This window comes from Arthrobacter sp. THG-b23 (assembly GCF_059091265.1).
Genome location: NZ_JBNHGM010000011.1, coordinates 88,461 through 104,979, shown reverse-complemented (window position 1 = coordinate 104,979; position 16,519 = coordinate 88,461). Strand labels below are relative to the sequence as shown.

The following is a 16,519-nucleotide window of genomic DNA, read 5'->3' as shown; positions in this document are numbered from 1 at the left end:
CCGCACCCGCCGCAGCACCAAGGCCCAGGCCACCGCGGCAGCAGCCGCCGAACTCACCATCGCCGAGGGAGAAGCCCCCGCCACGGCCACGGCCCAAGCCCCCGCCACGGCGCCGGTGGCCGCCGACGCAGGCGACGCAGCCGAAGCCATGGCCGGAAACACCGCCGGAACGGTAACGGCAGCCGACAGTACCGCAGCCGGCAGTACGGCAGGGGAGCAGCCCGCGAAGGCGCCCCGCCGTCGTCGTGCCGCCACGGCCGCCGCCGCTGCCCCTGCTGCCGAGGAAACCCCCGCCACCGCGGAGACGGCCCCGGCCGCCGAACCGGAGCAGGCGGCCGCCGCGGGAGATCCGGCCGAAGAAACCGCCGCAGAAGCGGACGCCGGGACCGATCCGTTCACCATTCCGTCCTCGCCGGTATCCCTGCTCTTCCACGCCCCGGACCTGTCCGCCGTCGCCGCCAAGCCGGAACCGGCCGCGGCCGACGACTCGGACGAGGACGACGAAGACGGCGGACGCCGCCGCAGCCGGCGGAACCGCCGCGGCCGCACCCGCAACCGCCCCGAGGCCGAAACCGGCAGCGATGAGGCCGGCAGCACGGAAGAAAGCGACGAGACCGTTGAAGCCGCCGACGAGGGTGCCGCGGGGGAGAGGGACGGCGTGACCTCGCGCCGCCGCCGCCGTCGCCGCCGCGGCGATGCCGATCTTGAACTCACCGGCGGTGCCGACGACGACCCGCCCAACACTGTCACCCGGGTGCGGGCCCCGCGGCCCATCACCGAGACCGCCCCCAGCAACAAGGTGGCGTCGGTCAAGGGTTCCACCCGCTTGGAGGCCAAGAAGCAGCGCCGCCGCGAATCGCGCGAGACGGGCCGCCGCCGCCAGGTCATCACCGAGGCAGAGTTCCTGGCCCGCCGCGAATCCGTCGACCGCCAGATGGTCGTCCGCCAGCGCGACGACAGGATCCAGATCGGCGTGCTCGAAGACGGTGTGCTGGCCGAGCACTTCGTGTCCAAGACCCAGCAGGACTCGTTGATCGGCAACGTCTACGTGGGCAAGGTACAGAACGTGCTGCCCAGCATGGAAGCGGCCTTCATCGACATCGGCCGCGGCCGCAACGCCGTGCTCTACGCCGGCGAGGTCAACTGGGACGCCGCCCACCTGGACGGACAGCCGCGCCGCATCGAGCTCGCGCTGAAGTCCGGCGACTCGGTCCTGGTGCAGGTCACCAAGGACCCGGTGGGCCACAAGGGCGCCCGCCTGACCAGCCAGATTTCGCTGCCGGGCCGCTTCCTGGTCTACGTACCCGGCGGCTCCATGACCGGCATTTCCCGGAAACTGCCCGACGTGGAACGCAACCGGCTGAAGAAGATCCTGAAGGAACACGTTCCCGACGGCGCCGGCGTGATCGTCCGCACCGCGGCCGAGGGCGCCAGCGAAGAAGAGCTGATGAACGACATCAACCGGCTGCGCGCGCAGTGGGAAGGCATCGAATCGCGTGCCGGTTCCACCAAGACGCTGGCACCGGAGATGCTCTACGCCGAGCCGGACCTGACCATCAAGGTGGTCCGCGACGTGTTCAACGAGGACTTCTCCAAGCTGGTGGTTTCCGGCGAAGAAGCCTGGGACACGATCGAGGCCTACGTGACCTATGTGGCCCCGGACCTGGTGGACCGGTTGGAGAAGTGGACGTCGGAGACGGACATTTTCGCCGCCCAGCGGATCGACGAGCAGATCCACAAGGCGCTGGACCGCAAGGTCTTCCTGCCCTCCGGCGGTTCCCTCGTGATCGACCGCACCGAGGCCATGACGGTGGTGGACGTCAACACCGGCAAGTTCACCGGCTCCGGCGGCAACCTGGAAGAAACCGTCACCAAGAACAACCTGGAAGCGGCCGAAGAAGTGGTCCGCCAGCTCCGGCTGCGCGACATTGGCGGCATCATCGTCATCGACTTCATCGACATGGTGCTGGAGTCCAACCGCGATCTGGTGCTGCGCCGGCTGGTGGAATGCCTGGGCCGCGACCGCACCAAGCACCAGGTGGCCGAGGTGACCTCGCTGGGCCTGGTCCAGATGACCCGCAAGCGCATGGGCACCGGGCTGCTGGAAGTCTTCGGCGAGCAGTGCGAGCATTGCGCCGGCCGCGGCGTGATCACCCACGACGAGCCGGTCGAACACCGTCGCCCCGCCGCGGCCACCGAGCACCACCAGGTCCGCATCGAAAAGCGCTCCGAACGGCAGTCGCGCAGCGAGAAGCGCCGCAACCGCGGCCAGGGCGGGCAGGAGTCTGTCGCCGAGGCCCCGGCCGCGGTGAGCCAGGAAGACGACGCCGAGCGCCGGGCCAAGGCCGAGGCCGCCCGTGCGGCACTGGCCAACATCGCCGCCGCAGCGCACGCCGCCCACGAGGCGGAAGAGCACCCGGAGACTGCCAAGGCCAAACGGCACGACGGCGAAGAACCTGCCGCTGCCGCCGTTGCCGGCAAGCCTGAAGCGGCGGCGGCCGGTACGTCCGCCGGAGCGTCGGGCCAGCCTTCAGGCTCCGGACGCAAGCGCAGGTCGCGCCGCGCGGACGATCCCGGCGTGGCAACCGCCGTCCCCGCGGCCTCGGCCGGCAAGGAACCAGAAGCCGCCGTGCTGGAGATCAACGGAGAAACGGTGGCCATCCCGCGCGCCGTGCACAGCCCGGTGGCCGCGCCGGAAGAGCCGTCGCTGACCCTGGAGAGCCTCACCGAGGCCTTCAACAAGGTTGCTCCGGTGGAGAAGCCGGAGCCGGCCGCGGCGGGGACGTCCGGCGCTGCCGAACCGCAGGCTCCGCACGACGACGCCCGGCCCGTGTCGGCTGCCGAGCCGCAGGCCCCGGCGGCGGCGGCCGCCGTCCGCAAGCCGCGCCGCCGTCGTGCCGCCAGCAGCCCGCAGGGTGCTGCCGATGCTCCCGTCCAGACGGTGGATGCCGCCGTTTCTTCGGAGAACGACGGCGGGCACCGCCACGCCGCCACCGCCCCGGCCGCGTCCGCGCTGGCCGAAGCGGCAGGGGACAAGAACGAAGCTGCGGCTCCGGTGGTGCTGGGTGTAGGAGTACCGGCCTCGGAACTGTAGGCGCCGTCGCATGCCGGGCAGGCCGCGGACCGCATCGGTTCCGCGGCCTGCCTGTGCCCGGGCTGCCTGTCTGGTGCCCGGCAGGACACCGTCTCCGGCTGCCGCAGAAGCGGCGCGCGCCGTGTCGCGGCGGCGAAATGCGCGTGCCTGGGCGGCGCGACCGGTAGTATTGTGTGGTGCGCCCGAGCGGATTGCAGTCCGCCCGCGCCAGGAAAGATGACGCCAGAGCCCGTCCCGGCACCCCCGGAGCCCCCTGGTTTGCGGCTGATAGCCGCAATAGCGTAATCTAGATCTTCGGTGCGTACGCCTTCGAAGGGTTTCCACCCGCAGGCGCGGATGCACAGTGCTTTCCAGGCCGTCATGTCGTGCCTGCGTATTCGAGCAAAAACTGTAATAAACGTCTAGAGAAGTGAGTTCCCAAGTGGTGTACGCGATTGTCCGCGCCGGCGGCCGCCAAGAAAAGGTTTCCGTTGGAGACCTCGTGACCCTTGACCGCGTCCCCGGCGAGGCCGGTAGCACCATCGAGCTGCCTGCTCTGCTCCTGGTCGACGGCGACAAGGTCACCTCTGCTGCCGATGCTTTGGCCAACGTCAAGGTCACCGCCGAGATCGTCGAAAATCTCCGCGGCCCGAAGATCGTTATCCAGAAGTACAAGAACAAGACCGGCTACAAGAAGCGCCAGGGCTACCGTTCTGCACTGACCAAGGTCAAGGTCACCGACATCGCGTAAGCGGTTCGCTGACTTTTAGTAAACGTTCCTTCAGAAACAAAGGTAGGCAAATCAGATGGCACATAAGAAGGGTGCGAGCTCCACTCGCAATGGTCGCGATTCCAACGCACAGCGCCTTGGCGTGAAGCGCTTCGGTGGCCAGGTAGTTTCCGCCGGCGAGATCATCGTCCGCCAGCGCGGCACCCACTTCCACCCCGGCGCCAACGTCGGCCGTGGCGGCGACGACACGCTGTTCGCTCTCGAGGCCGGTGCCGTTGAGTTCGGTACCCGCCGCGGACGCCGCGTCGTGAACATCGTGGCTGCCGCTGCGGAGTAATCCAAGCAGCTAACAGCTTTCCAGTGAGGCGGGCCGTCGGTCCGCCTCACTGGTGTTTTAACCAGACTAGAATCACTGGTGGGCCGTTTCGGTTCGCGCCCACCGGCACAGAGGAGATCGATCACGTGGCAACATTCGTTGACCGGGTAGTCCTGCATGTATCCGGCGGATCCGGTGGCCACGGTTGCGTCTCCGTCAAGCGCGAAAAGTTCAAGCCGCTGGGCGGGCCCGACGGCGGCAACGGCGGCAACGGCGGCGACGTGATCCTTCGCGTGGACGCCCAGACCACCACCCTGCTGGACTACCACCACGCCCCGCACCGGCACGCCACCAACGGCGGCCCGGGAATGGGGGACTGGCGCGGCGGCAAGAACGGCGCCACGCTGGTGCTGCCCGTCCCCGACGGCACGGTGGTCAAGACCAAGAACGGTGACGTTCTCGCCGACCTCGTGGGCGAGGGGGCCGAGTTCGTGGCCGCGGCCGGCGGCCAGGGCGGGCTGGGCAACGCCGCGCTGGCATCGGCCAAGCGCAAGGCACCCGGATTCGCCCTGCTGGGCATTCCGGGCGACGAGCGGGACATCGTCCTCGAGCTGAAGTCCATCGCCGATGTGGCGCTGGTCGGCTTCCCGTCCGCGGGCAAATCGAGCCTTATTGCCGCCATGTCCGCCGCCCGGCCGAAGATCGCCGAGTACCCGTTCACTACGCTGGTGCCGAACCTGGGCGTGGTCCAGGCGGGCGACATCCGCTTCACCATCGCCGACGTGCCGGGCCTGATCGAGGGCGCCAGCGAAGGCAAGGGTCTGGGCCACAACTTCCTGCGCCACGTGGAGCGCTGCGCCGCACTGGTCCATGTGCTGGACTGCGCGGCGCTGGAAGCCGACCGTGACCCCCTCTCCGACCTCGAGATCATCGAGCGGGAACTGGAACAGTACACGGTGGACATGAGCTACGCCGGCGCCGACGGCGACGTGGTCCCGCTGAACCAGCGACCCAAGCTGGTCGCGCTGAACAAGGTGGACGTGCCCGACGGCCGCGACATGGCCGAATTCGTGCGCCCCGAGCTGGAAAAGCGCGGCTACAAGGTGTTCGAGGTCTCCGCCTCCAGCCACGAGGGGCTGCGCCAGCTCGGCTTTGCCATGGCCGGGATCGTCGCGGCCGCCCGCGCCGAAGCGAAGGCCGCCCCGCCGAAGGTTGCCCCCGCCGTCCTGCGCCCGCGCTCCGTGAACGAGCGCGGCTTCATCATCCGGCGCGAGGAAAAGAACCTGGAACCGCTGTTCCGGGTGCTCGGAGACAAGCCCGAACGCTGGGTCAAGCAAACCGACTTCAACAACGACGAGGCCGTTGGCTACCTCTCCGACCGGCTGGCCAAGCTGGGCGTCGAGGACCAGCTGTTCAAGTCCGGCGCGCGCCCGGGCGACACGGTGGTAATCGGCGAAGACGACGCCGTGGTCTTCGACTGGGAGCCCACCATGGCGGCCGGCGCCGAGCTGCTGTCCTCCCCGCGCGGCACCGACCTGCGCCTGATGGAGTACATCCGGCCCACCCGCGAAGAGAAGCGCGAGCAGTACCAGGAGCGGAAGGAAGCCAGGGCTGCCACCCGCGCCGAACTCGAGGCCGAGCGCAAGTCAGGCATCTGGACCGCAGGGGAAGACAGTGACGACGACGATGCGCGCTGAGCCGGCCACGGCGGCTGACCGGACGCTGCTGGCCACGGCCGAGCGTCTGGTGGTCAAGGTCGGCTCATCGTCGCTGACCTCGGTGGCCGGAGGCATCTCCGAAGGGGCCCTGCTGTCCCTGGTGGAGGTGCTGGCCGCCCGCCGCAACGCCGGCACCGAAGTCATCCTGGTGTCCTCGGGCGCCATCTCCGCCGGATTGGCCCCGCTGGGTTTGGCCCGCCGTCCGCGGGACCTGGCCACCCAGCAGGCAGCCGCCAGCGTCGGCCAAGGCCTGCTGATGGCCCGCTACACCCATGCCTTCGGCGCCCGCGGCATTACCGTCAGCCAGGTGCTCCTGACCGCCGAGGACCTGATGCGGCGCCAGCACTACGCCAATGCCTACCGGGCGCTGCACCGGCTGCTGCACCTCGGCGTCGTCCCCGTGGTTAACGAGAACGACACGGTGGCCACCCACGAAATCCGCTTCGGTGACAACGACCGGCTGGCCGCCCTGGTGGCCCACCTGGTCAAGGCCGACGCGCTGGTGCTGCTCTCGGACGTGGACGCGCTCTACGACGGCCCGCCCAAGGACGGCGCGCGGCGGATCCCGCTGGTGGCCCGGCCGGAGGACCTGGACGGCGTGAACATTGGCCGCACCGGCGCCACGGGCGTCGGCACCGGCGGCATGGTGACCAAAGTGGAGGCCGCCGGAATCGCCGCAGGGTCGGGCATTCCGGCTTTGGTCACGTCCACGCCGAACGCGGCGCGGGCGCTGGCCGGCGAGGACGTGGGCACCTGGTTCGCGGTCAGCGGCACGCGCCGGCCGCCGCGGCTGCTCTGGCTGGCGCACCTGGCCTCCGTGCAGGGCAGGCTGGTGCTGGACGACGGCGCCGTGCAGGCCGTGCGCGAAAAGCACCGGTCGCTGCTGCCGGCCGGCATCGTGTCGGTCAAGGGCGACTTCGAACCGGGGGATCCGGTGGAGCTGGCCGACGGTGACGGCCGCGTGGTCGCCCGCGGCCTGGTCAACTTCTCCTCCTACGAGCTCCCGCGCATGCTGGGCCGCTCCACCCGGGAGCTCGCCGCGTCGCTCGGCCGGCAGTACGAGCGCGAGGTCATCCACGTGGACGACCTCGTCCTGCTCTGAACCACCCGTGCCAGCCGGCGGCGGCGTAACGTGACCTCCGTCGTCGTGCTGTGCCGGGCCCACGGGCTAAAATCAAGGGTATGACCCAGACAGCCCCCTCCCAGTCCACGGCCGAAGAGCTCCAGGACGGCCGGAAACCGGACGCCACCGCCGCCGTCGAGGCCATCGCCGGACGGTCCCGGACCGCCGCGCGCCGGATGGCACGCGCCAATCGGGCCTGGAAGGACAAGGCCCTGCAGGAGATCGCCGAATCCCTGGTCGCCAGGCGAGACCTGGTGCTGCAGGCCAACCGCCAGGACCTGGACGAGGGCAAGTCGAACGGCACCAGTGCCGCCCTGCTGGACCGGCTGACCCTGGACACCAAGCGCATCGACTCGCTGGCCGCTGCCCTGCAGAACCTGGCCGCGCTGCCGGACCCGGTGGGCACCGTGATGCGCGGACAGACCCTGCCGAACGGCCTGCAGCTGCGCCAGGTCCACGTCCCCATGGGCGTGGTCGCCGCCATTTACGAGGCGCGCCCGAACGTCACCGTCGACATTGCCGGCCTTGCGCTCAAGAGCGGCAACGCCGTGATCCTGCGCGGTGGCAGCGCGGCGCGGCACACCAACGTTGCCCTGCTGGGCATCATCCGCGACGCGCTGGACCGGGTGGGCCTGCCCTCCGATGCGGTGCAGAGCGTGGACGACTACGGCCGCGAGGGCGCCACCGCGCTGATGCAGGCGCGCGGCCTGGTGGACGTGCTGATTCCGCGCGGCGGCCGCGAGCTGATCCAGTCCGTGGTGAACAACGCGAAGGTGCCGGTGATCGAGACCGGTGAGGGCAATGTCCACATCTACCTGGACGAATCGGCCGGCACGGAGATGGCCGTGGACATCCTGCTTAACGCCAAGACCCAGCGGCCGTCGGTCTGCAACACGGTCGAGACCCTGCTGGTGCATCGCGATGCGGCAGCCTCGGCCGACGTCCTCGCGGCGCTTGCCGGTGCCGGCGTGCGGTTGCATGTGGACGAGCGGGTGGCCGGCATACTTCCCTCCGGGGTCGAGGCCCAAGCCGCCACCGACGAGGACTGGGGCCGCGAGTACATGGACCTTGACCTGGCGGTGGCGATGGTGGATTCCATGGACGATGCGGTCAAACACATCCGCACCTGGACGACCGGCCATACCGAGGCCATTATCACCAACGATCTGCGCAACGCCGAGAAGTTCATAGCCGAAATCGATTCGGCTGCAGTGATCGTCAACGCCTCCACCCGGTTCACCGACGGCGGGGAACTGGGGCTGGGCGCAGAGGTCGGCATTTCCACCCAGAAGATGCACGCCCGCGGGCCGATGGGGCTGCGCGAACTGACCACCACCAAGTGGATCGTTCAGGGCGACGGCCAGGTCCGCGACTAAACGGGTGCCGGCCGGGCCCGTCCCGGCCGAATCACGGTTCCGCCACCGGAACGCGTACCATGAGTAGGAAGCCATATCCCGTCCGCCTGCGTGCGGCCGGGCTGAAGAACCGCAAGGGAGAATCATGCTGTCTCAGGTCCTCGACGCCGCACTCGTGGCCAGCGAAGCCGCCCACGTAGAACTACCGGTCCCCGCCTGGGTAATCGGCGCCGGTTTCATGGCGGTCTTCCTGATCATGATGTTCGCCACGATCGCGTTCACCAGTGTCGGACAGCGCCACTCGGCGGTCGAGGAGCACGTGGACCCGCACAGGCAGCATCCGAACAAGCACGATCACGGCCAGGCCACGCGCCGCTAGCCGTTCGTGTCCGCGCTGCCCGTCAAATCCCCGCACGCCGGAGACCTGCACCTCACGTACCCGGGGCGCAAGCTCCGGCTGGGCGTCATGGGCGGAACGTTTGACCCGATCCACCACGGGCACCTGGTGGCGGCCAGCGAGGTAGCGTCGGTCTTCGGCCTGGACGAGGTGGTCTTCGTGCCCACCGGCCAGCCTTGGCAGAAGAGCGGACGCGAGGTCAGTCCGGCCGAACACCGCTACCTGATGACCGTGATCGCGACCGCATCGAATCCGCAGTTCACGGTCAGCCGGGTGGACATCGAACGGCCGGGGCTGACCTACACCATCGACACGCTGCGGGACTTGCGCGCGGCGCGTCCCGACGCGGAGCTGTTCTTCATCACGGGAGCGGACGCGCTGGCGCAGATCATGTCCTGGAAGGACATCGACGAGTTGTGGTCGCTGGCGCACTTCGTCGGCGTGACCCGGCCGGGCCACGAGCTGCACAATCTGGGCCGCAAGGATGTGAGCCTGCTGGAGGTTCCGGCGATGGCCATATCCTCCACGGACTGCCGGGAGCGCGTGGCCGACAACCAGCCGGTCTGGTACCTGGTGCCTGACGGCGTAGTACAGTACATAGCCAAGTATGGTCTCTACCGTCGCGCGCCGGACGGCGCCGTCGCCCTGAGCCAACTGCAACCAAGCCAATGAAATCAGTCGTTTACTACTGGGTGATCAGCAAAGCATGAGCAATCAATCCCAGCCGCCGCCCAGTCGCCGGGACATCCGGCGGCAGCGCGACGGCGCCGGCACGGGTCCGGAGGCTGCCTCCGCGAACGTCTCCCAGGCACCGGATGCCCAGGCAGAGGCCCCAGTCGATGGCGGGGGAGAAGTTGCCCAGGCGTCCGGCGACAGCCGGACAGAATCCCGCGAACGCCAGGGCGAGCGGTCCTCGCAGACCCGCGCCCGCGAGCGTGAGGCCCGCCGTGCACTCAAGACCCTGACCGCGGCGCTGCCCAAGATCCCGGCGCCCGAGCAGGAACAGGTGCCGACCCGGCGCCAGCTACGCCAACAGCAGTTGGAGCGCGAGAACCGCGTCCCCACGTCCGGCGCGCCGGCGGAGGGCCGGGCCGGAAATTCGGGTGCCCCCGCTGCCCCCACAGACACGCGCGCCCGTTCGTTAGGTGCACCGGGCGCCCCGGCTGCTAAGGAGGACACCCGCGCCCGGGCGTCGGACGCCCCCGCAGACGCCCGCGCCCGGACGTCGGGCGCCCCGGCGGATGTCCCGTATGAACCGCAGCGTCCGCCGATCGAGGGCGGACGGCGGGCCCGGCGCAGCGGGGACACCGGCCGGCATCCGGTCCAGCCGCCGGCCGACGCGCAAGGGAAGCCGCTCTCGGCGGCAGGGCGCGAGGCCGTCGACGCCGGTGAGATGACCGTTGAGCAGGCGCTGGCCGCCCGCGATCTGCTGATGGGCCAGGCCAAGAACATGGTTGCCATGATGGAGTCCCGGCAGGAGCAGGATCCCCACGACGTGGACCTGGAACTGCTGGCCCAGCAAAAAGCCCTCGCCGAGCGTGCCGCGGTACTGAACCGCCGGGCCGCGGACAAGAAGCGGCTGAGTGACGAAAACGAACAGCGCCGGCACACGGCCACGGACCGGCCGGCGGCGGACATTGCGTCCGCTCCGATGGAATTCGTGGCCGTCCCGGGGACCGACCGGCACGTGCTCCGGCCGTCGTCGACGTCCTACGTTCCGGTGGTGACGACGCCGGCTCCGGCGCAGGCGCCGCCGGTCCGGCAGCAGGCTCCCGCACGCCGGCAGCCGGCACCGGAATCGGCCAAGCCGCAATTGCCGGCGGCAACGGAAGCTGTGCCGGCAGTGGCAGGGACACCTGCGGGACAGGACCGGAACCCCGCCCCGGGACCCGTCGACACGGCCGCTTCGGCACCGCCTCGGTCGAAGATCCTGGCCCAGGCCGAAGCACTGGCCGAAGGGCGCGCTGCCACGATCCATCCGCTCAAGGCCAGCAGTGCCTACGGACTGGATCCCCTCGACGCCCGGACGGCAGGGCTCGACCGGGTCCGCCGGATCAGGCTCGCGGTCGGTGGTGCACTGGTGCTTGGCGCCGCTGCGTTCGCAGCGGGAATTGCCATGATGCTCGGAGTCTTTGGCGGCTAAAGCCGCCGCTCAACCGCTGGTTCATATTCCAAGGAGACACATGACCGCACCCGAAAGCTCGATCGCCATTGCCCGCACTGCCGCGAAGGCAGCCAGCGACAAGATCGCCGAAGACATCGTCGCCATCGACGTCAGCGAGCGGCTGGCCATCACCGACGTGTTCCTCATCGCTTCGGCACCCACCGAGCGGCAAGTCAATGCCATCGTCGACGGCATCGAAGAGGAGCTGCACAAACAGGACCTGCGCCCGATCCGCCGTGAAGGCCGGTCCGAAGGGCGCTGGGTACTGCTCGACTACGCAGGCGTCGTCATCCACGTCCAGCATCAGGAAGACCGCGTCTTCTACGCCCTGGAGCGCCTGTGGAAGGACTGCCCGTTCATCGATTTGCAGCTGGACCAGAAGCCCGCGTCGACGGGCACGGAGTAGCCGCAGCGAGCGAGCCCTGCCGGGCCGGGACCATTCCGTCCGGCCGGTGGGCCCGCCCGGAGTCCATCCGCTGATTTGGAATCCGTGAGAGTCTCTGCATAGAATATTCAAGTTGCTTCGAAGGAAGCGACGCGGAATCCGCAAGGATTACGGGGCTGTGGCGCAGCTGGTAGCGCACCTGCATGGCATGCAGGGGGTCAGGGGTTCGAGTCCCCTCAGCTCCACTCCGTGAAGCACCATCGGTGATATTCACGCAGCGGAATATAAACGCCGGTACGGCGAATCACTTCCATTCCAGGGGCTGTGGCGCAGCTGGTAGCGCACCTGCATGGCATGCAGGGGGTCAGGGGTTCGAGTCCCCTCAGCTCCACCCATCAACGAAGGTCCGGCACAAACAACTGTTTGCGCCGGACTTTTTCGTTGCCTGTGAATCGGCCATCCCTAGGTCCCGGAAGCGCAGTTTCGCCCTCTTTATCCGGGAGCCCGCCGCCTGCTAGCCGACATTCCTCGCCGATCTCGCGACGGTTCAGCTGTGGGCGAACGCGGGATTGCCGCCTAGTCGTTTGAGGACGCCATGCCCAATGAGCAGACACCGGCGACTATGGCCGATCGGCCGGCGCTCCCTCAAGTGCGCCTGGTCGTGATGCTCATGTCGCGCAGGATCACCGACAGCTGGTCCATAAAGAGGCCCAACTGGGCGTTCTGCCGGTCGTTGATCAGCAGCGCAAAGATGTTCCGTGCCAGCCGGATTTCCGGAACGTCCAAAACCACGATGCCGTCCGCTCCGTTGTGCATGGCCAGCTCCGGCACCAGCGCAGCGCCCAGGCCCGCCGCGGCCATGGCCAAGCTTGCATTGAAGTCATCGCAGTAGGCGACCACCCGGGGGTGGAGGTTGCAGCTGGCGAAGAGTCGCTCGATCACGGTGGCGTCCGCCGTGCCTGGATGGTGCATGATCCAAGGCATCTCGGCCAACTGCGAGGCCGTCACCGAGGCCCCGGCGCGGATGCCCCATGATTCGGGCAGCACCACCCGGAAGTTGTCGTCGCCGATCCATTGCCGGCTCACCGTGTTGGGCCATGCCAGCCCGCCCTGGCCCACTTGGAACACGAGGGCGACGTCGAGGCCGCCGCCGGCCCGCAGCCCCTGGATCGTCTGTCCCGGCTCGGCGACGGATACCTTGAGGTTGATCCCCAGGCCCGGCCATCCGGGGGCCTGCAGTAGTCGGGGGAGTACGTAGGTGGCCAGGCTGGGAAAGATTCCCAGCCTGACTTCCTGCGTGCTGGTGTCCTGGCTGCGGGCCGTGGCAGCCAGCAGCGCATCGATGTCCGTGAGGACCTTGGCGGCATGGCGGGACATCACCATCGCCGTTTCGGTCGGCTGCACGCTGCGCGCCGACCGCTCGAACAGCTTGGCGCCAGTCTCGCGCTCCAACGCGGACATCTGCTGGGAAACGGCCGAGGCCGTATAGCCGAGGTTGGAGGCCGCCGCAGCGAACGACCCTCGCCGGGTCACCTCGAGCAGCGTGCGCAGATGCACCGTGTTGACCATCAGCTCTCCTGTCGCTCGTTCCGGCCTGCGCTAAGCCTACCTTGGGCTCTGGGAGATCCTCGGGTCATACCGCGATGGATGGCGCCGCTCCGAGGTCCGGAAGGGCACTGCAAGGCGTCTGACCGGGAACGGGGCGGATGGACGCGCACAGGCCTGGGGGTGGGCGCGGGGCTGCCCCAGCGAGAGGAATGCCGCGTCCATCCGAAGTGTTGTATTAGGAGTGTCAACAGCACGTGAGGGGGCGTTCGAGCCCGCGACACGCTGCGAAGGCAGCCTCCGGGTGAAGCCACCGGACTGCAGAGCGCGGAGGCGGCGAATGCAGCCGGCCGAACGTCCGAAGCGGCCGCTATAGTCCGGATCACGGGAGCGGCAGCAGGAGAGACGACCGAAGCGGGGAACCACAACATCTAGTGGTCGTGGCACTAGGAGCGACACGCCGAGGAATCAGCGACACGAGACTTTCCGAAGTTGTGGGCAGCCAATCCACAGGCTGTGGATGGTGCGACGGAAAGGCCGGAATATCAACTGTTTCACCTCCGAAAATATCCCCATGGGCTGTGGACGAAGGCGGGCTCGGAATGACATACTTGTAATACATCATCTTGGGGTTCCGAATGGCCGAGTCCACTAGATGTAGTATTGGAACCGCTGGCGGGCAGCGAGCGCGGGTTCTTCTCAGGGACAGCCGCACAGCCAGAAAACAGCAGAACGCCGTACCGAGAATTAGGGGAGAAGGACCATGACTGTAACGGTTTACACCAAGCCAGCATGCGTGCAGTGCAATGCCACGTACCGGGCTCTGGACAAGAAGGGCATCGCCTACCAGAGCGTTGACCTGTCCCAGGATCCGGAAGCGCTGGACCGTGTCCGTTCCCTTGGTTACATGCAGGCGCCCGTCGTCGTCACCGAGCAGGACCACTGGTCCGGGTTCCGCCCGGACAAGATCGAGGAGCTGGCCCAGGCCGCTGCCTCAGTAGCCTGAGCGGACTCGTTCGGAACCAGAACCAAACGCCATGACCGAGCTGCTGATGAGTGAGGCCGCCAGGCGTGAGGCGGGTCCGGCAACCGGCGGGACCGCCGACACGGACCTGATCTATTTTTCCTCCGCCTCCGGCTACACCGACCGCTTCATGCAGAAGCTGGGGATGCCGGCGGCACGGATCCCGCTGCGGACCCAGCAGGAGACGCTTCACGCGCTCCGGCCGTTCGTCCTGGTACTGCCGACGTACGGCGGGGAATCCGGCAGGAACTCGATTCCGCCACAGGTCATCAAATTCCTCAACCGCGAGGAGAACCGGCGCCTGCTCCGCGGGGTGATCGGTTCCGGAAACACGAACTTCGGCACAACGTACTGCCTGGCGGCGGAGAAAATCGCCGCCAAGTGCCAGGTGCCGCTTCTCTATCGATTCGAACTCATGGGCACGTCCGAGGACGTCGACCGGGTCAAGCAAGGATTGGAACACTTTTGGAAACGACAGTTGCACACGCGGCCATAGCCGACGCCAAGGCAGAACTGCCGGCGGCATTCAAGGGACTGGGCTACCACGAACTCAATGCCATGCTGAACCTTTACGGTCCGGACGGGAAGATCCAGTTCGAAGCCGACCGCGAAGCTGCGCGCCAGTACTTCCTGCAGCACGTTAACAACAACACGGTGTTCTTCCATGATCTGGAAGAAAAACTCGACTACCTGATCAAGAACGACTACTACGAGCGCGAAACGCTCGACCAGTACACGATGAACTTTGTCCGGTCGCTCTACGACCGGGCCTACAAGAAGAAGTTCCGTTTCGAGACCTTCCTGGGCGCGTTCAAGTTCTACACGTCCTACACGCTCAAGACGTTCGACGGCAAGCGTTTCCTGGAGCGCTACGAAGACCGCGTCTGCATGGTGGCCCTGCATTTGGCCAGGGGCGACGAGGAGCTGGCGAACCGGCTGGTGGACGAGATCATCGACGGTCGCTTCCAGCCGGCCACGCCCACGTTCCTGAACGCCGGGAAGAAGCAGCGCGGCGAGCTGGTCTCCTGCTTCCTGCTGCGCATCGAAGACAACATGGAGTCGATCGCCCGCGGCATCAACTCCGCCCTGCAGCTGTCCAAGCGCGGCGGCGGCGTGGCGCTGTCGCTGACCAACATCCGTGAGCACGGCGCGCCGATCAAGCAGATCGAGAACCAGTCCTCCGGCGTCATCCCGGTCATGAAGCTGCTCGAAGACAGCTTTTCCTACGCCAACCAGCTCGGTGCCCGCCAGGGCGCCGGCGCGGTGTACCTGCATGCGCACCACCCGGACATCTACCGCTTCCTGGACACCAAGCGCGAGAACGCCGACGAAAAGATCCGGATCAAGACGCTCTCGCTGGGCGTTGTCGTCCCGGACATCACGTTCGATCTGGCCAAGAAGAACGAGGACATGTACCTGTTCTCCCCGTACGACGTAGAACGCGTCTACGGTGTGCCTTTCTCGGACATCTCCGTCACGGAGAAGTACTACGAGATGGTCGACGACAGCCGGATCAAGAAGACCAAGATCAGCGCCCGCGAGTTCTTCCAGACGTTGGCCGAGATCCAGTTCGAATCGGGCTACCCGTACATCATGTTCGAGGACACGGTGAACCGCGCCAACCCGATCCACGGCAAGGTCATCATGTCCAACCTCTGCTCGGAGATCCTGCAGGTCTCCTCGCCGTCGTTGTACAACGAGGACCTCACCTACGCCGAGATCGGCAAGGACATCTCCTGCAACCTCGGCTCGATGAACATCGCCAAGACCATGGACTCGCCCGACTTCGGCACCTCCATCGAGACCGCCATCCGCGCGCTCACCGCGGTGTCGGACATGTCCTACATCAACTCGGTGCCCTCGATCGCCGAAGGCAACCTGCAGTCGCACGCCATCGGCCTGGGCCAGATGAACCTGCACGGCTACCTGGCCCGCGAGCGGGTGCATTACGGTTCCGAGGAAGGCCTGGACTTCACCAACATCTACTTCTACACGGTGCTGTTCCACGCGCTTCGTGCCTCGAACAAGCTCGCGATTGAACACCGCCAGACCTTCGGCGGCTTCGAGAAGTCCAAGTACGCCTCGGGCGAGTTCTTCGACAAGTACACCGAGCAGGAGTGGGTGCCGCAGACCGACCGGGTCAAGGAACTCTTCGCCCATGTGGAGATCCCCACCCAGGCCGACTGGCGGGAGCTGAAGGCCTCCGTCATGGAGCACGGGATCTACAACCAGAACCTGCAGGCGGTTCCGCCCACCGGTTCGATCTCCTACATCAACAACTCCACGTCCTCGATCCACCCGGTGGCATCCAAGATCGAGATCCGCAAGGAAGGCAAGCTGGGGCGCGTGTACTACCCGGCCCCGTACCTGACCAACGACAACCTGGAGTACTACCAGGACGCGTATGAAATCGGCTACGAGAAGATCATCGACACCTACGCCGCGGCCACCCAGCACGTGGACCAAGGACTGTCGCTGACGCTGTTCTTCAAGGACACCGCCACCACCCGCGACATCAACAAGGCGCAGATCTACGCTTGGCGCAAGGGCATCAAGACCATCTACTACATCCGGCTCCGTCAGCTCGCGCTGGAGGGGACCGAGGTGGAGGGCTGCGTCAGCTGCATGCTTTAGCAGCCCACAGCAACTGAAAAGTACGACGGCGGGTGCCCGCCCGCCGTCGTACGGG

13 protein-coding genes, 2 tRNA genes and 1 pseudogene are annotated in these 16,519 nt (G+C 67.4%); 15 read left to right on the top strand and 1 reads right to left on the bottom strand.

What is annotated here, in order from left to right; all coding sequences use genetic code 11:
- The 12 genes and pseudogenes from AC5RVD_RS16140 to AC5RVD_RS16085 form a co-directional block, all read left to right on the top strand.
- Positions 1-3,094, top strand: a 3,094-nt coding sequence (locus tag AC5RVD_RS16140) for an Rne/Rng family ribonuclease (protein ID WP_494127481.1), incomplete at its 5' end; no start/stop codon positions are given.
- Between the two features lie 421 nt (positions 3,095-3,515).
- Positions 3,516-3,824, top strand: a complete 309-nt coding sequence (rplU, locus tag AC5RVD_RS16135) for a 50S ribosomal protein L21 (protein WP_493977453.1) — start codon at positions 3,516-3,518, stop codon at positions 3,822-3,824.
- A gap of 55 nt (positions 3,825-3,879) precedes the next feature.
- On the top strand, positions 3,880-4,140 hold the full coding sequence (gene rpmA / locus AC5RVD_RS16130; protein WP_136785451.1) for a 50S ribosomal protein L27: 261 nt from the start codon (positions 3,880-3,882) through the stop codon (positions 4,138-4,140).
- 125 nt (positions 4,141-4,265) lie between these two features.
- Positions 4,266-5,780: pseudogene (gene obgE / locus AC5RVD_RS16125) on the top strand (GTPase ObgE); the annotation flags it as partial.
- 25 nt (positions 5,781-5,805) lie between these two features.
- Positions 5,806-6,939: a glutamate 5-kinase gene (gene proB, locus AC5RVD_RS16120; RefSeq protein ID WP_494113109.1), complete on the top strand. Its 1,134-nt coding sequence runs from the start codon at positions 5,806-5,808 to the stop codon at positions 6,937-6,939.
- Positions 6,940-7,019: 80 nt separating this feature from the next.
- Positions 7,020-8,336, top strand: coding sequence for a glutamate-5-semialdehyde dehydrogenase (locus AC5RVD_RS16115; protein WP_494127480.1), 1,317 nt, complete (start codon positions 7,020-7,022; stop codon positions 8,334-8,336).
- 124 nt (positions 8,337-8,460) lie between these two features.
- A complete protein-coding gene (locus AC5RVD_RS16110) occupies positions 8,461-8,694 on the top strand; it encodes a hypothetical protein (protein WP_494113102.1) in 234 nt (77 codons plus the stop codon).
- A 45-nt stretch (positions 8,695-8,739) separates the two neighbouring features.
- Positions 8,740-9,384, top strand: a complete 645-nt coding sequence (nadD, locus tag AC5RVD_RS16105; protein WP_494113108.1) for a nicotinate-nucleotide adenylyltransferase — start codon at positions 8,740-8,742, stop codon at positions 9,382-9,384.
- Between the two features lie 34 nt (positions 9,385-9,418).
- Entirely contained in the window at positions 9,419-10,855 is a 1,437-nt protein-coding gene (locus AC5RVD_RS16100; RefSeq protein ID WP_494127479.1) for a ribonuclease E domain-containing protein, read from the top strand.
- A 40-nt stretch (positions 10,856-10,895) separates the two neighbouring features.
- Positions 10,896-11,282, top strand: coding sequence for a ribosome silencing factor (gene rsfS, locus AC5RVD_RS16095; RefSeq protein WP_494113100.1), 387 nt, complete (start codon positions 10,896-10,898; stop codon positions 11,280-11,282).
- A gap of 151 nt (positions 11,283-11,433) precedes the next feature.
- Positions 11,434-11,506: transfer RNA gene (locus tag AC5RVD_RS16090), tRNA-Ala, on the top strand.
- 73 nt (positions 11,507-11,579) lie between these two features.
- Positions 11,580-11,652: transfer RNA gene (locus AC5RVD_RS16085), tRNA-Ala, on the top strand.
- Between the two features lie 254 nt (positions 11,653-11,906).
- Here AC5RVD_RS16085 and AC5RVD_RS16080 read toward each other — a convergent pair.
- Positions 11,907-12,830, bottom strand: a complete 924-nt coding sequence (locus AC5RVD_RS16080) for a LysR family transcriptional regulator (protein ID WP_494113099.1) — start codon at positions 12,828-12,830, stop codon at positions 11,907-11,909.
- 739 nt (positions 12,831-13,569) lie between these two features.
- On the opposite strand from AC5RVD_RS16080, the gene nrdH reads away from it, so the two are divergent.
- Genes nrdH through nrdE form a run of 3 tightly spaced genes read left to right on the top strand, consistent with a single transcriptional unit; the run spans position 13,570 to position 16,464 of the window.
- The gene (nrdH, locus tag AC5RVD_RS16075; protein WP_494127478.1) at positions 13,570-13,812 is read left to right on the top strand and encodes a glutaredoxin-like protein NrdH; all 243 of its coding nucleotides are present in this window, start codon (positions 13,570-13,572) and stop codon (positions 13,810-13,812) included.
- A gap of 46 nt (positions 13,813-13,858) precedes the next feature.
- Positions 13,859-14,326: a class Ib ribonucleoside-diphosphate reductase assembly flavoprotein NrdI gene (nrdI, locus tag AC5RVD_RS16070; RefSeq protein WP_494113107.1), complete on the top strand. Its 468-nt coding sequence runs from the start codon at positions 13,859-13,861 to the stop codon at positions 14,324-14,326.
- Between the two features lie 17 nt (positions 14,327-14,343).
- Positions 14,344-16,464 (top strand): class 1b ribonucleoside-diphosphate reductase subunit alpha, encoded by a 2,121-nt coding sequence (gene nrdE / locus AC5RVD_RS16065; RefSeq protein ID WP_494113106.1) that lies wholly within the window; start codon positions 14,344-14,346, stop codon positions 16,462-16,464.
- The last annotated feature ends 55 nt before the right edge of the window (positions 16,465-16,519 follow it).